The sequence below is a fragment of the Streptomyces sp. NPDC043427 genome, from assembly GCF_056436655.1.
Genome location: NZ_JBWKCC010000024.1, coordinates 24,015 through 39,209, shown reverse-complemented (window position 1 = coordinate 39,209; position 15,195 = coordinate 24,015). Strand labels below are relative to the sequence as shown.

At 69.9% G+C, this 15,195-nt stretch carries 12 protein-coding genes and 1 pseudogene; all 13 read right to left on the bottom strand.

Annotation, left to right across the window (positions count from 1 at the left end; translation table 11 throughout):
• Window positions 1-12 precede the first annotated feature (12 nt).
• The 13 genes and pseudogenes from AC067M_RS31100 to AC067M_RS31040 all read right to left on the bottom strand — a co-directional run bounded on the left by AC067M_RS31100 (window position 13) and on the right by AC067M_RS31040 (window position 15,190).
• Window positions 13-1,170 carry a dienelactone hydrolase family protein gene (locus AC067M_RS31100; RefSeq protein ID WP_478700365.1) on the bottom strand — a complete coding sequence of 386 codons (1,158 nt, stop codon included), beginning with the start codon at window positions 1,168-1,170 and terminating at the stop codon, window positions 13-15.
• Window positions 1,157-2,194 carry a pectinesterase family protein gene (locus tag AC067M_RS31095; protein ID WP_478700364.1) on the bottom strand — a complete coding sequence of 346 codons (1,038 nt, stop codon included), beginning with the start codon at window positions 2,192-2,194 and terminating at the stop codon, window positions 1,157-1,159. Before AC067M_RS31095 ends, AC067M_RS31100 begins: the two co-directional genes overlap by 14 nt.
• Before the next feature lie 2 nt (window positions 2,195-2,196).
• Complete coding sequence (locus AC067M_RS31090) at window positions 2,197-3,321, bottom strand: pectinesterase family protein (protein ID WP_478700363.1); 1,125 nt, start codon at window positions 3,319-3,321, stop codon at window positions 2,197-2,199.
• Between the two features lie 86 nt (window positions 3,322-3,407).
• Entirely contained in the window at window positions 3,408-4,727 is a 1,320-nt protein-coding gene (locus tag AC067M_RS31085; RefSeq protein WP_478700362.1) for a pectate lyase family protein, read from the bottom strand.
• Between the two features lie 33 nt (window positions 4,728-4,760).
• Window positions 4,761-5,558 carry a rhamnogalacturonan acetylesterase gene (locus AC067M_RS31080; RefSeq protein ID WP_478700361.1) on the bottom strand — a complete coding sequence of 266 codons (798 nt, stop codon included), beginning with the start codon at window positions 5,556-5,558 and terminating at the stop codon, window positions 4,761-4,763.
• Between the two features lie 140 nt (window positions 5,559-5,698).
• Window positions 5,699-7,048, bottom strand: a complete 1,350-nt coding sequence (locus tag AC067M_RS31075) for an ABC transporter substrate-binding protein (protein ID WP_478700360.1) — start codon at window positions 7,046-7,048, stop codon at window positions 5,699-5,701.
• A gap of 231 nt (window positions 7,049-7,279) precedes the next feature.
• Window positions 7,280-8,356, bottom strand: a pseudogene (locus AC067M_RS31070) (pectate lyase family protein); the annotation flags it as partial.
• Window positions 8,357-8,397: 41 nt separating this feature from the next.
• Window positions 8,398-10,071 carry a glycoside hydrolase family 43 protein gene (locus tag AC067M_RS31065; RefSeq protein ID WP_478700359.1) on the bottom strand — a complete coding sequence of 558 codons (1,674 nt, stop codon included), beginning with the start codon at window positions 10,069-10,071 and terminating at the stop codon, window positions 8,398-8,400.
• The gene (locus AC067M_RS31060; protein ID WP_478700358.1) at window positions 10,068-10,913 is read right to left on the bottom strand and encodes a DUF6807 domain-containing protein; all 846 of its coding nucleotides are present in this window, start codon (window positions 10,911-10,913) and stop codon (window positions 10,068-10,070) included. Before AC067M_RS31060 ends, AC067M_RS31065 begins: the two co-directional genes overlap by 4 nt.
• A complete protein-coding gene (locus AC067M_RS31055; RefSeq protein ID WP_478700357.1) occupies window positions 10,913-12,076 on the bottom strand; it encodes a Gfo/Idh/MocA family protein in 1,164 nt (387 codons plus the stop codon). Before AC067M_RS31055 ends, AC067M_RS31060 begins: the two co-directional genes overlap by 1 nt.
• On the bottom strand, window positions 12,073-13,365 hold the full coding sequence (locus AC067M_RS31050) for a pectate lyase family protein (RefSeq protein ID WP_478700356.1): 1,293 nt from the start codon (window positions 13,363-13,365) through the stop codon (window positions 12,073-12,075). Before AC067M_RS31050 ends, AC067M_RS31055 begins: the two co-directional genes overlap by 4 nt.
• Window positions 13,362-14,258 (bottom strand): carbohydrate ABC transporter permease, encoded by an 897-nt coding sequence (locus AC067M_RS31045; RefSeq protein ID WP_478700355.1) that lies wholly within the window; start codon window positions 14,256-14,258, stop codon window positions 13,362-13,364. Before AC067M_RS31045 ends, AC067M_RS31050 begins: the two co-directional genes overlap by 4 nt.
• Window positions 14,255-15,190: a carbohydrate ABC transporter permease gene (locus AC067M_RS31040; protein ID WP_478700354.1), complete on the bottom strand. Its 936-nt coding sequence runs from the start codon at window positions 15,188-15,190 to the stop codon at window positions 14,255-14,257. Before AC067M_RS31040 ends, AC067M_RS31045 begins: the two co-directional genes overlap by 4 nt.
• Window positions 15,191-15,195 lie beyond the last annotated feature (5 nt).

The window sequence follows — 15,195 nt, the reverse complement described above, 5'->3', positions numbered from 1 at the left end:
GAGATGTGCCGGTCACAGGACGGAGTCGAGCCATGTGAGGACCTCGTCCTGCATGCGGTCGACGAAGACATGGCCGAGGTCGGGCCAGACCTTCGTCACCAGCCGCTCCTCGGCGTGGCGGGAGCGCCAGACGGCGCGCAGCCTCTCGTGGGCCACGCGGACGCCGTCGGCGGGGAACAGCGGATCGAGGCCGCCGTTGAAGAAGAGCATCGGCCTGGGGGCGGCGATGCTCGCCACGTCTGGGAAATCCAGGAACCGGGGAAGCCCCGGGTGGAGCATGTAGTACGACGACTGCCCGCGCCGGGTGTTGTTGCCGGGCACCATCATTTCCTTCAGGCCGGTCATCCAGCAGACGGCGGCCGTGGCGGCGAGGTCGTCGCTGAGCGCGGCGGTCTGCCAGGCGCGGAAGGCTCCCATGGAGAACCCGAGGGCCGCAACCCGCCGCCGGTCGACGCGGTCGAGCCGGGCCAGGAACCCGGCCGCCCGAACGTCCTCGCGGGCCATGAGCCCGGCCAGGGAGGAGCCGAGGTTGAAGAAGTTGCTGGCCAGGGCCTGCTGCTGGTCGTAGGTGAGCGGCCCCCGGTCGCCCCAGCCCAGGGCGTCCACGGCGAGCACCACATACCCGCGCCGGGCCAGCTCGTCGCCGACGAACCGCCCGCTGAAGTACTTCTCCGCCCATCCCTGCGCGGAGGCGAGCCGGACGTCGTCGTACCAGGGCCGGACCAGCTTCTCCTTGCCGATGTCGAACCGGGCGCCGTGGTCGTGCAGGAGCAGCACGGCCGGGAACGGGCCGGTGCCGTGCGGGGTGAGCAGGGCGGCGCGGACACGTTCGTAGCGAGTGAGTGAGAGGGTGACCAACTCCCTTGTGTAGCCGTCGGCTTCGGAGCGCGGTCCGAACTCGGGGGTGTACGGGGTGTGGTCGTCCCGCTCGACGACGAGCAGGTCCTCGACCTTGGCGCGGGCGGCCCGGCGCCAGGCGCGGAAGTCGCGGATCGGGGACCGTCCCCAGGCGAGCGGGAAGTCCAGCTCGGCCTTGAGGGCGGGGTGGAATTCGGGCAGCGGACCGTCGACGACCGCCGCCTCCGCGCCGCTCACCGCGCCTGACGTGAACAGCGCGGCCCCGGCCCCCATGACGAACGCCCGCCGCCCCACCGGGTCACGGACGCTCATACGGCCTCCAGTCCCCGAGGTACGTCCGCCGGGTGTGCGTCGCGGCCTCCTCAGCGGTCAGCTGCGGGCGGTTCTCCGGCACCGAGATCACCGCCCCGGGCCCGGAGTTGGCGTACTCGCGGAACCGCATGATCTGCCACGGGTAGACCTCACGCATGTTGGTGTACGGGGTCACCGCGTCGGTCCCCGGCCCGAGCCAGGTGTCCCGCACGACCAGCGAGGGCCAGGCGGTGGTCTCGTACGACGGCACCCACGGCCGGGCGATCTTGTAGGCCGCGTCCTCGGCGCCCGAGGTCACCCGCCCGCGCAGGGCCAGGAAGCCGTGGGGGTTGGCGCGGGCCGTGGCGGGGGCGAAGACCATGCCCTTGGGCGTGAAGTCGACGTCCCGCTGGAGCGTGTGGAAGTGGCAGGCGTCGAAGACGGCCGTCGCCCGGCCGAAGACGAAGTCGACGTCGCCCTCGATGTAGCAGTGGCGGTAGTACTGCCGGTCGAAGGCGTCCAGCGCCGTCGTGTCCGCGAACAGGGTGTCCTGGTGGGCCAGCAGACGGACGTTCTCGAACCGCGACCGGTCCCCCGTCACGTACGCTGCGACCGCCTGCGTCCCCGTGTAGTCGGGGTGGTCCGCGCGCAGCCAGTCGTTGGCCAGCGTCAGGTCGCGGACGGTCAGGCCGGGCGCCGCCGAGGTGAAGGTGGCGGAGCCGGCCGTGCCGTAGGTGCCCGAGCCGTCGGGCTTCGGGGTGCCGCCCGCGTTGTCGAAGACGATGACGGCGGCGCGGGGGTCGCCACTGGCACCCCGCAGCGTCAACTCGCCCGTCTCGGCGGGGATCTTGACGACCTCGCGGTACGTCCCCGGATGCACGACGATCGTCCAGCCCGGGCCGGTCACCGCGTCCACGGCCGCCTGGACGCGGTCGCCGGGGCGGACGTGCAGGACGCGACGGCCGTGGGCGAGGGCGGGACTGCTCGCACCGACGGCTGCCAGGGCGCCGGCGGCGATGCCGGTGAGGAGGGTGCGCCTGCGCATGCTCAGCACTCCTTCCACGGCGTCCAGTCGCCGAGGTAGGCCGCACGTGTCGCCGACTCGGCCTGTTCACGGCTGAGTTGAGGCCGGTTCTCGGGAACGGTGATCTCGGCGCCCGGCCCGGAGTTGCGGTACTCGGCGAACCGCATCGACTGCCAGGGGAAGGAGTTCGACATGTTGGTGTACGGCGCGACCGCGTCGATGCCGGGGCCGAGACGGGTGTCGCGGACGGTGAGCGAGGGGCGGGCGGTGGTGTCGGAGCTGGGCACCCAGGGGCGGGCCAGCTTGTAGAAGGCGTCGGGGGCTTCGCTGGACACCAGGCTCCTGGTCACCAGGTAGCCGAGCGGGTTGGCGCCCGCCGTGGAGGGCGCGAAGACGAAGCCGTAGGGGGCGGACGCGAGGTCGGTGCGGTTCAGGGTGCGGAAGTGGCACTGCTCGAAGACCGCGGTGGCCCGCCCGAAGACGAAGTCGACGTCGCCCTCGACATAGCAGTGGGAGAAGTACTGCCGGGCGAAGACGGTCAGCGCCATGGAGTCGGCGTACAGGGTGTCCTGGTGGCCGAGGAAGCGGCAGTGGTGGAAGGCGGAGCGGTCGCCTTGGATCTTGATGGCGACGGCCTGGGTGCCGGTGATGTCGGGGTGGTCGGCGCGCAGCCAGTCGTTGGCGAAGGTGATCCAGCGGGCGGTGAAGCCTGCGGCCTGCACCGTGGTGGTGGCCGAACCGGTGGTGCCGTAGGTGCCGCCGCCGGGCTTGGGGGTGCCGGCCGCGTTGCCGTACACGATCACGACGTCACGGGGGTTCTCGGAGGCGCCGATCCAGGTCGCCTCGGTGCGGGTGGCGTCGACGGCGACGGTCTCCCGGTAGGTGCCCGGCGCGATGACCAGCGTCCAGCCGCTGCCGCTGGTGGCGGCCACGGCGTCACGGACGGAGGTGTGGTCGCCCCGGCCGAGCGGATCGACGTACAGCGTCTTCGCGTTCAAGCGGGCGGCCGGTGATCCGTACCGGCCGAACGGGCGCTGCCGGCCGGAGGCCCGCGCTGGGACCGACGCGAGGGCGAGTGCGGCGCCCGCCCCGGCGCTGGCGGCGAGGAATCCCCTGCGGGAGAGGGGACGGGGAAGGTGCGAGGACATGCGGCTGTTCCTTCGCGGTGCGGCTCGGGTGGTTTCGGGGGGCCGGGCGGTACGCGACCGTCCGCCCCGGCCCAAGTGACGGAACGTCAGCGCAGATGGCCGGCGCCCGCGTTGCAGTCGACGATGCCGGGGACGGCCTTGGCCGGATCGACCTTGGTGCGCAGGGTCGGCGTCCAGCCCGCGCCGGACTCGAGGGTCTCGGCGGGGATCTCCACGTTGTGCACGGCGATCAGGTCGACGGCCTTGCCGTTGACGTAGTTGTCGGCGGCGGTGACCGGCGAGACGTTCCACCGCTTCAGCACCTTGGCCGCGCTGATCCCCTTCGGCAGCGTGAACGCGTTGTGTTCGGCGACCAGCTGGGACTCCTTGCCGATGCCGAAGCTGTAGGCGTAGGAGGAGTCGGCGACGAAGTGGTTGTTGTAGGAGTCGACCTGCCCGAACCGCACCCGGGGCGCCCGCTCCACCAGCTGGGAGAACAGGTTGTGGTGGAAGGTGACCTTCAGCTTCCCCCGGTCGCCCGCCGCGGTGGACTCGCTGTCGCTGTTGCCGATCAGGATCGTCTTGTCGTGCTCGGTGAAGACGTTCCAGGAGGCGGTGACGTAGTTCGAGCCGCGGACGACGTCCAGCTCACCGTCGTGCTGCTGGTAGAGCATCCCGAAGTAGGTGGGCGCCGCGCTGTCGGGATGGCTGCCGTCGGTGAACGTGTTGTGGTCCAGCCACACATGGGTGGAGCCGTAGACGACGGCCGTGTCGTACTCGGAGTTCCAGTTGCCCTTGCTGCCGTCGGTGGGGTCCCACTGCGGGAAGCAGTCGACGGGGCTCTCGAAGGCGAGGTTGCGGACGATGACGTTGTCCACGGCCCTGATCTGGAGGCTGGCGCCCTTGAAGCCGGCGTTCTTGCCGACGCCGATGATCGTGGTGTTGGCGGGGATGTTCGCCTTGATCTGCTTGTCCTGGTTGGCGGCGGAGACCCGCCGCACCCCCTCCGGGCTGTCGTCGGGCTCGGCGCTGAGATCGGTGTCGAGGCCCCACGTCTCCGGCGCGTACTTCGCCAGGTAGGCGTCGAAGTCGTACCCGGACGCGGCCAGGGCGTCACACCCCTCCGACACCGCGTCGATCGTGCCCTTCACCTTGATGATCTTCGGCGCGCTGCCCCCGGCGGCGAGCGCGGCCTTGAACTCGGCCCAGGTGGTGACGGTGTAGACGTGCGCGGCATCGGCGGCCGAACCACCGGTGGTACCGCTCCCGTAGGAGGCCCACCCGTCATTGGCAGGCAGGGCCTGACGGGCCGGGTCATTCGAACGGGCCTGGGCGGTGGTACCGGTCAGGGACAGCGCCAGCGCGGTGCAGCCGATCACCGCGGCCGTTCTCGCTGTGACATGCCCATGCCATTTCCATGCGTTCATGATGCGGCTCTCCTTTTTCCAGGTCAGGGGGTGTTACGCGGCCGCTTCCGGCCAGGTGATCCACGACTCGGGAATCTCCTCGTCCACGCGACACACGTCACGCGGCCCGAGCACCCGCGTCCGCAGCAACTCCCGTACCACGAGCCGCGCCACGGCGATCGCCCCCGGCGGGTTGAAGTGCGTGTTGTCCTGCTCGGTCGCCGTCCAGTTGAAGTACGTCTTCGTCGCCTCGACACCCAGCTCCTGCCACAGCGCCAGCGACAACGCCTGCACGTCCAGCAGCGCCACGCCCTCATCGGCGGCGAGCGCCCGCATGGCCGCCGGATACTCACCGTGGCTCGGCAGGGCCTTCCCCTCGGCGTCGAACCGCCTTCGCTCCACAGGCGTCGCCAGCACGGGCCGCGCCCCACGCGCCCGAGCCCCGTCGACGTACATCCGCAGATGGTCCTGATACGTCGTCCACGGTTCGGTGTACCGAGTGGGATCGGTGGTCTTCTCGTCGTTGTGCGCGAACTGGATGAGGAGGAAGTCGCCGGCCTTGATCACACCGAGGATGGCGTCGAGCCGCCCCTCATCGACGAAGCTTTTCGAACTCCGCCCGTTCACCGCATGATTGGCAACGGGCCGATCCTTGTGCAGAAAGAAGGGCAACACCATTCCCCACCCGGTTTCGGGCGCGGCGTCTGCGTATTTCTGGGCGGCGGTGGAATCACCGGCGATGTAGATCTTTCTCTCCCGGCGGGGCCCGGCCTGTGCGGTACCACCAACCGCCGTCCCAAGAGGAACAGCGGAAAGGGCAGCAGCGGCAACCTGTCTACGCGTAAGGGACACGAGGGTGCGCCTTTCAAACAGAGGGCGAGATTTCAGGGGCGCGGAGCTGTATCAATGTGCGGCTCCGCCACGTGTGCGCGACAAGCCAGGGACGGCCCGCAGTCCGCGAACCACGAACCGCCCCACGACGAAACTCGGAATCAGCTCTTCTTCTGCTGCTTCCACTCCTCCTGCGCCTTGTTCAGCTGATCGGCCATCGTGTCCAGGAAATCCTTCGCACTCATCTTCCCGAGCAGCACCTTCTGGAAGTTCGGCTCGTTGTCCGCCTTGGAAATCGTGTTCCAGTCAGGCAGGTAGTACGGCAGCTGAACAATGGTCGTAGACCCATCGGTCAGCGCCGCCGCAGCCAGCTTCGTGGGCTCGGCCTTGCTCACCCACGTGTCCTTCGCCGCCTCCGTGTTCGCCGGCACCTGCCCCGCCGACTCGTTGAACTTCGAGTTCTCGGCCTTCGAGGTCGCGAACTCGATGAACTTCCACGCGGCTTCCTTGTTCTTCGAGCTCTTGAACAGTCCGAGCCCGTCCACCGGGTTGGACACCTGGACCCGCTTACCGGCGGAGCCGGCCGGCTGGGGAATACCCCGGAACTTCTCGACCCCCAGCGCCTTCACGTGATCCTGGTACGACCCCAGATTGTGATTGAGCATTCCGATCTTGCCGGAGTCCCACTGCGCGACCATCTTGGTGAAGTCGTTGTTGAGGTCGGCGGCCGGAGTGACCTTCTTGAAGAGGGCCGCGTACTTCTCGAGCGCCGCCACGTTCTTCGGATCGTTCACGGTGGTCTTCTCACCGCTCGCGTCCCAGAAGGAGGTGATCCCGGACTGCCCGTACATCGCGTCCAGCGCCTGGGCGATGGAGCCGGCACCGCCGCGGATGGTGTAGCCGAACTCGTTCTTCTTGGCGTCGGTGAGCTTCTCCGCCGCGGCGTAGAACTTGTCCCACGTCGTCGGCTCCTCCAGGCCCGCCGCCTTGAACAGGTCCGTGCGGTAGTAGAGGACGCCGTTGTTGGCGGAGGTGGGGATCGAGTACAGCGCGTCGCCGCCGCCCGCGGACTTCAGCGACTCGACCATCGCCTCGTTGAGCTTGCCCTTGAGCGAGGACTTGCCGAGGCGGTCGTCCAGGGGCTCCAGCGCGTTCTGGGCGGCGATCCCGGCGGCCATCGCCGCGCCGACACCGCCGACGTCGGGCAGGCCACCGCCCTGGATGGCGGTGTCGACCTTGGACTGGTACTCGGTGGAGGCGATCCCGACGTACTCGACCTTGATGTCCGGGTTCGCCTTCTCGAAGTCGGCGATGATCTGCTTCCAGATGTCGGTGCGGACACCGCCGTTGTTGTCCCAGAAGACGATCTTGCCCTTGCCGCTGCCCTCGGACCCCTTGTCACCGCCGGAGCCGCTGCCGTCGTCACCGCAGGCGGTGGCGGTCAGGGCGAGGACGGAGCCCAGGGCGACGGCGATGGCCGCGCGCCTGCTTCTGCGGATGCTGCTCTTCATTGGTCGGCTCTCTCTTCTGGATCAAACGGAGATATGAAGTTGTGGGGGGTCAGTGGCGGGCGTACGGCGCCCAGTCGTCGTTGCCCTTGAGGTACTCGGCGACGGTGTGCGTCCTCGCGTCCCCGTCGCTCATCTGCGGCCGGTCCGTGGTGACGTCCGCCCGGCCCGTGGTTCCGGTACTCCGTGCACCGCGTGTCCTTCCACGAGAACCCGCTCATGTCGGTCCACGGCGCCGGGGACGTCCAGGGGCACGCCGATCCACCGCTGCGGCCCGGAGAACTTCTTCACCAGCGCGGGGACGGCGGCAGCGGGATCCAGCCGGTAGCCGTAGAACTCCCTGGGGTCGAAGGCGGCGCCCCATGCGTCGGTCCGACCGCTCGTGTTCCTCAGGATCGACCCGCGCTGCACCAACTCCGCGGTGGTGTCGGCCTGGTAGGGATGCTGGACCCCGTCGTAGTAGCTGTTCTCGATGACCATCTTGGTGCGGCCCCGCGACCAGTTCCCGTACGTCCACACCGGGTCGCCGTCGTCCACCTGTGCCGAGAGGTAGTTGTTGTAGAGGTGGGCGTAGGCGCAGTTGTCCGCCGAGGGATTGCGCTGCTTGGTGCCGGTGAACCAGTTGTGGTCGATGGTGATCTGCGTCCGGACGTTGGTCGTCCAGCCGATCCCGAACGCCTTGTTGTGGTCGCTGAACTGGTTGTAGGAGACGGTGATGTACTGGCTGTCCTTGCGGATGTCGAGCAGGCCGTCGCCCATGTGCGTGAAGCGGTTGTGGTCGATCCAGACGTGGTCGACGGTGTCCATCTGGATGGCGTCGAAGTCGGTGGTCTTGCCGTCCCAGTCGCCCTCGACGTAGGAGTCGCGGATCGTCAGGTTGCGGATGATGACGTTGTGCGTTCCGGGGTTGAGGTGCAGTTCACCGTGGACGATCTCGCCGGTGTCGCCGACGCCGATGATCGTCTTGTTCGAGGCGACGACGATGTCCGAGCCGAAGGGTTCGACGGCGACCGCCCCCGCCACGCGGATGACGTACGGCTCCTCGGCGGCCGTGTACTTCGCCAGCGCGGCCTGGTCGGTGACCGTGACGACCCTGCCGCCGGCCCCGCCCGTGGTGCCTCCGGCGAGCGAGGCGAAGCCGTGGGCCTGGTCGGTCCAGCGGGAGGCCGCCGGGGCGGACACCGCGGCGGGGGCGGATGCGGCGGCCCTCGCCTCTCCGATCGCGCCCAGTCCCAGGGCGGCGACCAGGCCCGCGACCGCGGCCAGGGCGGCACCCGGTCTGGGCAAGCGCTTGCTATGGAAGTGCGTCATTGCGGCTCCCAACAGGCGTGACAGGGGTACAGAAGCAGTGGTTACAAGTCGGTGATCCGGAACTGCGTGAACGTGGCGGCGCCCGCGTGCCCCGCCCCGACGGGCGCGAGGGCGAACAGGCCGAGCAGGGCGCCGACCCAGCGCCACGGGGTGGCGGCGAAGACGGGACCCGACGGGGTCGGGCCGTCACCGAGGTCGTAGAAGAAGCGGCAGCGGGCTCCGGCGCCGATCTCGATGCGCAGCCGGACCCGTCCCTCGGGCGCTGGTGCCGCGGCAGGCAGCGTTTGCCCGTCAAGGAGCGGCGCCCGGTGCGTGCTATCGGCGTGCCGGCGGGAAGTCCTCGTACTGGACGTACCGGGGCTTTCGGCCGGTGCGGCGGGCGTGCGTGCCGGGCGTCGCGACGGGGCGAACGTTGCCTGCCGCGGCACCTGGCGTGGATGGGCGGCGTCGCGTTCCTTGTCGGCGACCGACTCGGCGAACCGGTGCACGAGGTGGACCGTGCCGTCGGCTCCGCGCTGGAGCCCGATCCAGCCGAACGCGTCCCCGAGCACCGCGAGTCCGGCCCGCGCCCCGGGCTCCTCGCTGTGCAGGCGCAGGTCCACCTCGACGGCGGACGGGGTGCCGGGCAGCCGCTGGGTCAGGACGTTCGGCAGTCTGCGCAGGTCGTGCGCGTCCACCGAGCGGACGCAGGCCAGCCGCAGGCCGTCGCCGGAGTGCTGGGTGGCCCAGCCGTCCTGCGGGTTGGCCGTCCACTGCCACTGCCGTCCGAACCGTCCGCCGGGGAAGTCGTCGTCGGTGGCGGGCGCCGCGTACGGCTGCGGCGGGAGGTCGGGCCGCCTGTGTACGGCCACGGGGGCGCCGTCGTCCCCGATCACCGGCCAGCCGTCGCTCCCCCAGCGCATCGGCTGGAGGTGCACGACCCTGCCGTAGGGCCCACGTTGCTGGAAGTGCAGGAACCAGTCCTCGCCGGACGGGGTGCGCACCCAGCCGCCCTGGTGGGGGCCGTTGACGTCGGTGTCGTTCTGTTCGAGGACGATCCGTTCCTCGTACGGTCCGAAGAAGTCCCGTGCGCGTAAGGCGCCCTGCCAGCCGGTCTCCACTCCCCCGGCGGGCGCCAGGATCCAGAACCAGCCGTCGTGCCGGTAGAGCTTGGGGCCCTCCAGGGTGAACCAGCCGGGGATGCGGTCCGCGTCCACGATCAGCTTGCCCTCGTCGAGGAGGGAGGTGGCGTCGGGGTGCATACGGTGGCCGGTGAGGCGGTTCTTGACGCCGGAGCGGGACTTGGCCCAGGCGTGCACGAGGTAGGCCTCGCCGGTCTCGTCGTCCCACAGGGGGCAGGGGTCGATCAGGCCCTTGCCTTCCTTGATGAGGTGCGGTTGGGTCCAAGGCCCCCTGATCTCGGGGGCGTTGACATGGAAGATGCCCTGGTCGGGGTCGCCCCAGAAGATCCAGAACCGGTCATCGTGGTGGCGCAGGGACGGGGCCCAGACCCCGCAGTCGTGGCGCGGGGAGGTGAACTCGCTCCCCGGCTCCAGGCGTTCCAGGGCGTGGCCGACCAGGGTCCAGTGGACGAGGTCGCGGGAGTGCAGCAGCGGCAGGCCGGGGGCGCGGCCGAAGCTGGAGGCGGTGAGGTAGAAGTCGTCGCCGACGCGGACGACGTCCGGGTCGGACCAGTCGGCGTTGAGGACCGGGTTCGTGTAGGTCTCGGCGGTCACGGGCTCACCGCCTTGCGGACGAGGGCGGCGGCCCCGTCCCGGTCGAGGCGGCCGTCGGCGACGACGGTGACGATCCGGCGGACGACGGTCTCCCCCGGCGGGATGGGCAGCCGCTCGTCGTGGGCCAGGGACGACCCCACGCCCGGGTACTCCTCGACGCGCACGAACCACGGATCCCTGCGGGTCTGTTCGGTGGCTCCGGCGAAGACCAGCGTCCAGGTGCCGCCGACGAGGGCGAGCCAGTCGGCGCGGCCGCCGTGGACCTCTTCCTCGCCCTCGGTGCCGGCGGTGAAGACGTCCGGGGCCTGCGCCTCCTTGCGGGCCCGCCAGAAGAAGCCGCCGTAGGCGGCGCCGGGGCGGCCGTTGGTGGCGGGGCTGCCGATGGACAGCGGGCTCTGGGTGACGTTGGTCAGGGAGAAGGTGAAGTCCAGCGCCCAGGCCGTGCCGGTGAGTTCGGTGGCCGCGACCGTGCGGCGCTCGCGCAGCAGCTCGGCTCCGGCGGCGACCCAGCGCAGCTCCTCCACGAAGCCGTCGGGGTCGCGCAGCTGGAACGCGGTGTGCCGCTGCGCGCCGTGGTTGTCGAGCTCGGCCGGGCCCTGGTCGCGGACGAAGGTGCGTCCGCCCCAGAAGTTGAACCCCTCGACGTCGGGAACGGCTACACCGACGCCGAGGTGGTGTGTGTGGTCGGCGGGGCTCAGTTCGGTGACCGCCGTGCCGGCCAGGGTGGTGACGGGGTGCAGATACGGTCGCGGGGAGAGCCGGGCGGGCAGCTCGGGCCGGGTGACGTACCGGCCGACCGGGCGGCCCGCGACCCGCAGGACCGGAGCGTCGTGGGTCGTCATCAGGTGCTCACCTCTTTCGGCTCTTTGGGGACCTTGGCGGTGAGCGCCCAGGAGGCGCCCAGTTCGGAGTAGAGGGCGAGGGTGTCGGCGGCGGCCGCGACGAGCCCGTCGATGCCGGGCACGACCCTGCGGTCCTCGTCGGGCAGCAGCTCCCAGGCGCCGTCGGGCAGCGGGGCCGGGTCGGGTGCCGTCCGGATCGCCTCGACGACCTTCATGAAGGCGCCGGTCTCGTCCGGGGTGACCAGCAGCTCGGTCCCGTCGGTGAGGTGGTCGACGAGGTTCTCCAGCAGGTCGGTGCGGCCGTACTCGTACTCCTCGGGACCGTGGTCGGCGCGCTGGAGCAGGACGCGGTCCTGCTTGTACCAGAAGGTGATCCTGCCGCGGCTGCCGTGGACGAGGACGTACGGCTCGTCGGGCTGCTCGGCGCACAGGGTCGCGGCGACGGTGACCTGGCGGTCCCGGGCGGTGGTGACGCGCACGCAGGAGGTGTCGTCGGACTCGATGTCGTTGGCGCGCAGCAGCTCGGTCTCGATGTCGCGGACGTCCTCGGCGTGGGTGGCTCCGGCCAGCGCGAGGGCGGTGGCGACGGCGTGGGCGAGCGGGTTGGTGAGCGCTCCGTCGATCACGTCGACGCCGTTCAGCCGCCGCTTGCCGGCCCAGGGGGCCCGCCGGTAGTAGGCCTGCGCGCGGGCCCAGGCGCCGGCGCCGCCGATGCCGGTGACCTCGCCGATGGCACCCTCGGCGATCAGTTCGCGGATCGCGGGCACGGCGTGCGAGCCCAGCGACTGGAAGCCGATCTGGCAGGCCACGCCGGCCTTGGCGACACCGTCGGCCATGCGGCGGAACTCGGCGTAGGAGGGGGCGGGGGGCTTCTCCAGGAGGAGGTGGACACCCCGGTCGGCGGCTGCCAGCGCCAGGTCCGTGTGGGTCGGGATCGGCGTGCAGATCACGGCGATCCGGGCGCCGGTGGAGTCCAGCAGCGCGCCGAAGTCGCTCGACTGCTCGGGGGTGCCGAGGCCCTCGGGGATCTCGTCGGCCGTCAGCGGGGTCAGCTCGCAGATGCCCGCCAGGCGGACGATGCCCTTGTCCTGGAGCCGGCGGATGTTGTCCAGGTGCCAGCGGCCGTGGCCGCGCGCGCCCGCGAGGACGATGGGTACGGTCATGGGAGCCTCCCTGCGCCCGCGCCGCGCGCCACCTCTCGGTCGGCCGCCTCGGCGCTGTCGATCTTTGTGTGCAGGGTAGGCGCCCAGCCGACGTCCGCCGTGAGATCACGTTCGCTGCCGGAGTTGTAGGCGTTGTGGATCGCGAGCAGGTCGACCGGATAGCCGTTGAAGAGGGTGCCGCTCTGGTGCAGGGCGGTGCCGTTCCAGCTCTTGACCAGGTCGGCGACCTCGACATGGCCGGGGGCGTGGAAGGCGTTGTTCTCGGCGTAGAGGGCCGACTCGGTCGACACGCCGAGGGAGTAGCGGTGGTCGCCGGAGTCCTCGGGGATCACGTACCGGTTGTTGTAGAGGTGCACCTGGCCGAAGCGGACCCTCGGGGCGCGCTGGATGACCGACTCGAACTCGTTGTGGTGCAGGGTGACCCGGAGCTTGCCGCGGTCGCTTGTGACCGTGTCGCCGTTGCCGATGAGCATCGCCTTGTCGTGGTCGGCGAAGCGGCTCCAGGAGACGGTGACCAGGTCGGAGCCGTTGGTGATGTCCAGCAGGCCGTCGTGGCGCAGGTAGTTGCGGGCGAAGCAGGTGGGCTCCTTCGCGTCCGGGTGGCCCTTGTCGGAGGCGGTGACGTGGTCGACCCAGACATGGGTGGCGCCGGACAGCCAGATGGTGTCGTAGGCCGTCTTCCAGTCGCCGAGGCCCCCGGTGTTGGGCTGCCAGACGGGGAAGCAGTCGTAGGCGTCGCGCACGTCGAGGTTGCGCAGGATGACGTTGTCCGCGTTCCTGACCTGGAGGCTCGCGCCCTTGAGGACGGCGCCCTTGCCCAGGCCGACGATCGTGGTGTTGGAGCCGACGGTGAGCACGACCCGCTCCGCCTGCTTGGCCGCCGAGGCCTGGCGGGCCTCCTCCTGCGGGCCGCTGGGCTTGGCGGAGCCCCAGGTGCGGGGGTCGTAGGCGGCGAGGTACTTCTTCGTGCTGTAGCCGTCGGTGGCGTAGTCGGCGCAGTCCAGGTGGTCCCCGTCGTCGCCGGTGTTGGCGTCGACCGTCCCGGCGATCTTGATGATCTTCGGGGTGGCGCTGCCGCCGTCGAGGGCGCGGACGAGTCCGGCGCGGTCGGTGACCGTGTACACGTGTGCGTCGTCGGCGGCCGCGCCTCCGGTGGTGCCGGTGCCGTACGCCGCCCAGCCGTCGTTCACCGGGAGGGTGTCGCGGCTGATGTCACGGGCCTCGGCGTGCGCGGGGACGCACAGCAGTCCCAGCAGTCCGACGGCGACGATGATCTGACGTGCCCTCATCCCTTCACCGCCCCCGCGCTGAAGCCGGTGATCAGCCACTTCTGGATGAAGGCGAACACGACGACCACGGGTACGGCGGCGATGATGCCGCCCGCCGCGAGGGCGCCGAGGTCGACGCTGTCCGCGCTCATCAGGGTGTTGAGGCCGACCGGGATGGTCTGCTTCTCCTGGTTGTTGAGGAACATCAGCGCGAACAGGAAGTGGTTCCAGGAGTGCACGAAGGCGAAGGAGCCGACGGCGATCAGACCGGGGCGAAGCAACGGCAGGACGACGATACGGAAGGCGGTCATCCTGTTGCAGCCGTCGACCCAGGCGGCCTCCTCCAGCGAGTACGGCACGTTCTTGATGAAGTTGCTGATCAGGATCATCGACAGCGGCAGCTGGAAGACGGTCTCCGCGAAGATGACACTGCCCAGCGAGTTGATCATCTTCAGCTCGGCGAAGATCTCGAACAGCGGCACGAGCAGCAGCGCGCCCGGCACGAACTGGGAGCAGAGCAGGGCGAGCATGAAGGCCCGCTTGATCTTGAAGTTGAACCGGGCGAGGGCGTAGCCGCCGGCCAGCGCGACGAGCGTGGTCATCAGCAGGGTCGCGACGCCGACGAGAACGCTGTTCTGGAAGTAGGTGCCGAAGGACCGCTCCGTCCAGACCTTCTCGAAGTGCTCGAAGGTGATCGGCCAGGGCACGAGCGAGGTCGAGCCGGCCGGGCGCAGCGCGAAGAGCAGGATCCAGTAGAAGGGGATCAGGGTGAAGATCAGGTAGATCCCCAGCGGCAGGTAGATCTGCCAGCGCGGTGCCTCGTCCCAGGCGCGCTCGCGCTTGGTGGGGCGGGGCGGGGCGGGGACCTCGTACCGGGGAGCCGGCGCGACCTCGGTGGCCTCCTTGGTGATCACTTCTCCTCACCTCCGAACTTGCTGAGCCGCAGATAGACCATCGAGCAGAAGAGCAGGATCACGAACGCGACCGTGGTGAGGGCGGACGCGTAGCCGAAGTTGTGGGCGTCGACTGACGTGTTGGCGATGTAGAGCGGGAGGGTGGTGGTCTCCCCCGCGGGACCGCCACCGGTCAGGGTGTAGAGCAGGTCGACGTTGTTGAACTCCCACACCGCGCGCAGCAGCGTGGCCAGGACGATGGCGTCCTTCAGATGGGGCAGTGTGATGTGCCAGAACTGCTTGAGCCGGCTGGCGCCGTCGACCTCGGCGGCCTCGTACAGGTCCTTCGAGACGGACTGGAGGTCGGCGAGGATGAGGATCGCGAAGAACGGGACACCGCGCCACAGGTCGGCGACGACCGTCGCCGGGAAGACGGTGGAGGTGTCCGACAGCCAGCTGGTGCCGTAGGAGCCGATGCCCATGTCGGCGAGGTAACGGGTGATGCCGGTCTGGGAGTTGTAGAGCAGCACCCAGATCGCGGAGGTCAGCACGCCGGAGACGGCCCACGGGGAGAAGACCAGCGCGCGGCCCAGCGCGCGGCCCACGAAGGTCTGGTTCACGATCAGTGCCAGGGCCAGACCGAACAGCAGTTGCAGCCCGACCTCGACGACGACCCACTTGCCGCTGAAGATCAGCGTGTCCCAGAACTGCGGGTCGTCGGTGAAGGCGTGGACGAAGTTGTCGAAGCCCGCGTAGCCGTTCCGCCACGGCTTGGTGGGGTTGTAGTTCTGCAGGCTGTAGTAGAAGACGCTGATCACCGGGTAGGCGATGAAGCCCAGCATGAGCAGGGCCGCCGGGGCGATCAGCAGGTACGGCAGCCTGCGCGGCGTGGCGGAGGCACGGCGCCGCCGGGGTGGCGCGGGCGACTTCGCCACGGCTGCGGCTTGGGCCATGACTG